The sequence below is a fragment of the Pseudomonas sp. HMWF006 genome, assembly GCF_003061205.1.
In the GTDB taxonomy this organism is placed as follows: Bacteria; Pseudomonadota; Gammaproteobacteria; order Pseudomonadales; family Pseudomonadaceae; genus Aquipseudomonas; species Aquipseudomonas monsensis.
In genome coordinates this window covers 1-3,824 of the sequence record NZ_QAIU01000326.1, presented here as the reverse complement: position 1 = coordinate 3,824, position 3,824 = coordinate 1, and the positions used below count along the sequence as shown (strand labels likewise).

4 protein-coding genes are annotated in these 3,824 nt (G+C 62.4%); all 4 read right to left on the bottom strand.

The genetic code is table 11. The features are described 5' to 3' along the window. Positions 1–362: HEAT repeat domain-containing protein (locus DBR24_RS32115; RefSeq protein WP_256591453.1), on the bottom strand; the 362-nt coding region annotated here is incomplete at its 3' end. Then, positions 359–1,207, bottom strand: coding sequence for an ABC transporter ATP-binding protein (locus DBR24_RS13230; RefSeq protein WP_128614985.1), 849 nt, complete (start codon positions 1,205–1,207; stop codon positions 359–361). The genes DBR24_RS32115 and DBR24_RS13230, both read right to left, overlap by 4 nt. Further along, positions 1,207–1,989 carry an ABC transporter permease gene (locus DBR24_RS13225; protein ID WP_123468143.1) on the bottom strand — a complete coding sequence of 261 codons (783 nt, stop codon included), beginning with the start codon at positions 1,987–1,989 and terminating at the stop codon, positions 1,207–1,209. Before DBR24_RS13225 ends, DBR24_RS13230 begins: the two co-directional genes overlap by 1 nt. Positions 1,990–2,210: 221 nt before the next feature. After that, the gene (locus tag DBR24_RS13220) at positions 2,211–3,614 is read right to left on the bottom strand and encodes an ABC transporter substrate-binding protein (RefSeq protein WP_128614984.1); all 1,404 of its coding nucleotides are present in this window, start codon (positions 3,612–3,614) and stop codon (positions 2,211–2,213) included. Positions 3,615–3,824 lie beyond the last annotated feature (210 nt).

The following is a 3,824-nucleotide window of genomic DNA, read 5'->3' as shown; positions in this document are numbered from 1 at the left end:
ACACTGACTTGCGCATGATCGGTCCACGGCAGAATCACCCGCCCCGCCGCTTCGCTCTTGAGCAGGCTCAGGCTTTGCGCTGCCGCTGTTTGTACGGCCGGCGACGGATCGGTGAGGGCCTGACACAACGCCGCCACCACCGGCTCATCTTCCCAGGCTTCCAGCAGTCGCGCGGCTTCAGCGCGGACTTCTTCAGCCGGATCATCGGTCAGCCTTTCGACCAGCCACAGCAAGCCGTCCGGCTCTTCCAGATCAGCCAGATCAATCAGCGCAATGCGCCGCACACCGGCATCGTCAGCGGTCAGGCGCGGCTGCAGGGCGAGAATGTCCGGGTTATCGGTCACAGCAAAAAATGAGGTCATAGGGCAAATCGCGGCAAGGGGTTTTCGGGAGGCAGGCCGAGCGGATTAAGGCGCGGCAGCGGGCGGTCGTTGTCGTGACGCAATAGATCAAGGCAGTGGCGTTTGAGGCGTGAAAACTCGGCGCTGGTCACCAGCTCAGTGGTACGCGGTCGCGGGAAGTCCAGACGCAGGTCTTCGATGATTCGTCCCGGTCGCGCACTCATCACCAGCAAACGGTCGGCGAGGAACAGTGCCTCGTCGATGTCGTGAGTGACGAACACCACGGTGGTGCGGATGCGCGTCCAGATGTCCAGCAGCAGTTCCTGCATGTTCAGGCGGGTCAAGGCATCCAATGCACCGAAGGGTTCGTCCATCAACAACAGACGCGGGCGATTGATCAGCACCCGGGCGATTTCCACCCGTTGCTGCATGCCGCCGGAGAGCTGATCGGGCCAACGTTCGGCAAACCCGTCGAGGCCCACCAGTTTGAGAATGTCGTCAGCGGCGCGGTGGCGTTCAGCCTTGCCGATGCCGCGCATCTTCAGGCCGAAGGCAACGTTGTCGCGCACCGTGCGCCACGGAAACAGCGTGTGATGCTGGAACACCATGCCGCGTTGCGGCGACGGCCCGGACACCTCGCTGCCATCGACTTTGAGACTGCCGGCATGCGCACTCAAGTGCCCGGCGAGTGCGCCGAGCAAGGTCGACTTGCCACAACCGGACGGGCCAAGAATGCACACGAACTGGCCGGGCTCGATCTGGCAATCCAGCCCTTGCACGGCTTCGAACGCGTGTTGGCCTTCGCCAAGAACGATCGACAACTGACGAATATCGATCCGCCCTTCCGGGGTTTGCATTGCGCTCATCAGGCTTTTCCTCGTGGTCGGTGCCAGGGCGTGAACAGCCCGCCGAGGCGTTTGATCAGCAGGCTGCTGCCCATGCCCAGCACGCCGATCAGCAGCATGCCGACGACGATGTCGGCGTAGTTCTGAATGGTGTAGGACTCCCAGGTGTAGTAACCGATGCCGAACTGGCCGGAGATCATTTCCGCCGTCACCAGACAAAACCACGAGGTGCCCATGCCGATCGCCAGGCCGGTGATGATGCTCGGCGCGGCACCCGGCAGAACCACTTCGCGCAAGATCGCCCGGCGCCCTGCCCCGAGGCTTTTCGCCGAGGCGATCAGCCGTGGATCGACGCCTTCGACACCGTGCACGGTGTTGAGCAGGATCGGGAACAGTGCGCCGGTGAAGGTGATGAACACCATCGACAGTTCCGACGACGGAAACATCAGGATCGCCAGCGGAATCCACGCCACCGCCGGGATCGGCCGCAGCACTTCCAGCGGTGGCAGCAACAGGTCCTCAGCCCATTTCGAGCGGCCGATGGCCAGGCCCAGCGCGATGCCGATGAGCAATGCCGCGAGGTAGCCGGCGAACACGCGGCTCAGGCTGGCAGTCAGGTGCTGGAGCAACTTGCCGGAGTCGCCCAGGCCCAGCGCCGCGTCGATCACCGCCAGCGGGGTTGGCACGTTGGCGAAAGTGACCAGGCCAAGGTTCCAGTGGTGGCTGGCGGCGAGTTGCCAGAACAGCAGGCAGAGCAGCAGGGAGGCGGCTCTTGATATCCAGCGTAGAGTCGATGATTTCATGGCGCGGGTTTCCAGTTCCGGGTCTGCTTGATGGCTGAGATTTAGCCCCCCTCACCCCAGCCCTCTCCCCCAAGGGGGCGAGGGGGAAAGGGAGTCGATCTTCATGCTTTTCAAACCTGAGTTCGGCTCGGTATTTCAGGTCGGTGTACCTTGCCCAAACACCTCGGTCAGTCCCCTCTCCCTCTGGGAGAGGGCTAGGGTGAGGGGCTTTTGATCTTCAACTAGCGGGCAGCGACTGCTTGGGTGGTGGCGTCAGTGAAATCGAGTACCTTGCCACCCTGCGCTGTCGCATATTGCTGCGCCTGGCCCTTGAGCAGAAACGCACTCAACCGCCCTTTGGCATCACTGGCAAACCACGCCTGATCGGCCAACAGCTTGATCCCGCTGTCACTGGCCTGGGCATACACCGCCCGGATGTTTTTGCCTTCCTGTTTCAAAGCGGCCAACGCGGTGAAGGCTGATTCGGCGGAGGCGTACTGGCGCACCTTGCCCTCACCGCGCACCCAGATTTCGGCGACGTGACTGAAGTCGGAGATGGCTTGGCCGGTCGTGGCGTCCACGGCTTTCAACGGGGTCTGCGCGTAGTTGGCAACTTGCGCGGCGTAGTCCAGATTCGCCGCCTTGAACGCGGCACGGATGTATTGATCGTCGATAAAGGTATTCAGATCGAGGCCGCGATCAGCCTTCTTCAGTAGCTTGAGGGTGTCGATGGCTGTACCCACCGCCTGACGGTATTCCGGTTTCCAGCTCAGATCGCGGGTCTGCACACCCAGAGGGCCGTGGAACAGGTAATTGACCTCGGCATCGACGCCCGTGACCTTGGCAATCAGTTCGCTGTACTTCTCCGGCTCGGCGGCAAGCAACCGATTGGCCTCGATACTCGCGCGCAGGTAAGCGATGACGATCTCCGGGTACTTTTTCGCGTAGGCCTGATCCACCAGCGCACCGTGGAAGGTCGGCGCATTGGCCTGGGCACCGTCGTAGATCTTGCGGGCAAAACCACGGCTGGGGAACAGTTCGGCGAACGGCACGAAATCGGCGTGAGCGTCGATCTTGCCGGCCTGCAACGCGGAGCCGGCGACTTCCGGTGGCTGGGCGATGATGTTCACGTCCTTGAGCGGGTCCCAGCCCTGCTCCGCCACCGCGCGCAGCAACATGCCGTGGGCCGTCGAGGCGAATGGCACCGAAATGGTCTTGCCCTTGAGTTCACTCAGCGACTGCACCCCGGACGCGCTCGGCACGACGATGCCGTTGCCGCTGCCCTTGATGCTGCCCGACAACACGCTGATGAACAGGCTGTGCTTACCGGCGGTTTCGAAAGCCACGCCGTTGAACGCCCCGGGGAAATCGGCCATGGCGCCAAAGTCGAGCTTGCCGGCGACCATCTCGTTGGTCAGCGGCGCACCGCTGGTGAAGTTCTTCCACTGCACGTCATATTTCGCGTCTTTGTAGGCGCCGTCGTGGGGCAGGTATTTGTCGAGCAGGCCGAGCTCACGAATCAACAGGCCGCCGGCGGCGCAGTTGATGGTGGTGTCCTGGGTGCCGATGGCGATGCGGATGGTTTCGGCCGAGGCCGCCAAGCTGAACGAAGCCAGTACCAGACCGGCGATTGCTGCACGCAACATGGTTGTTTCCCCTCGAATCATTGATTGGCTGTTCGTCTCCGCCGCGATCAGGGCGCGGTGGGAAACGAGGGGGTTTCGGTGATTCCAGCGTCCGGGTGTTCCGGGTAGCTTTTATGTAGTCCAGGCGGGCCTCATCGCTGGCAAGCCAGCTCCCACAGGTTTCTCGGGCGTTTGCAAAACTTATGTCCCACTGCAAATCCCTGTGGGAGC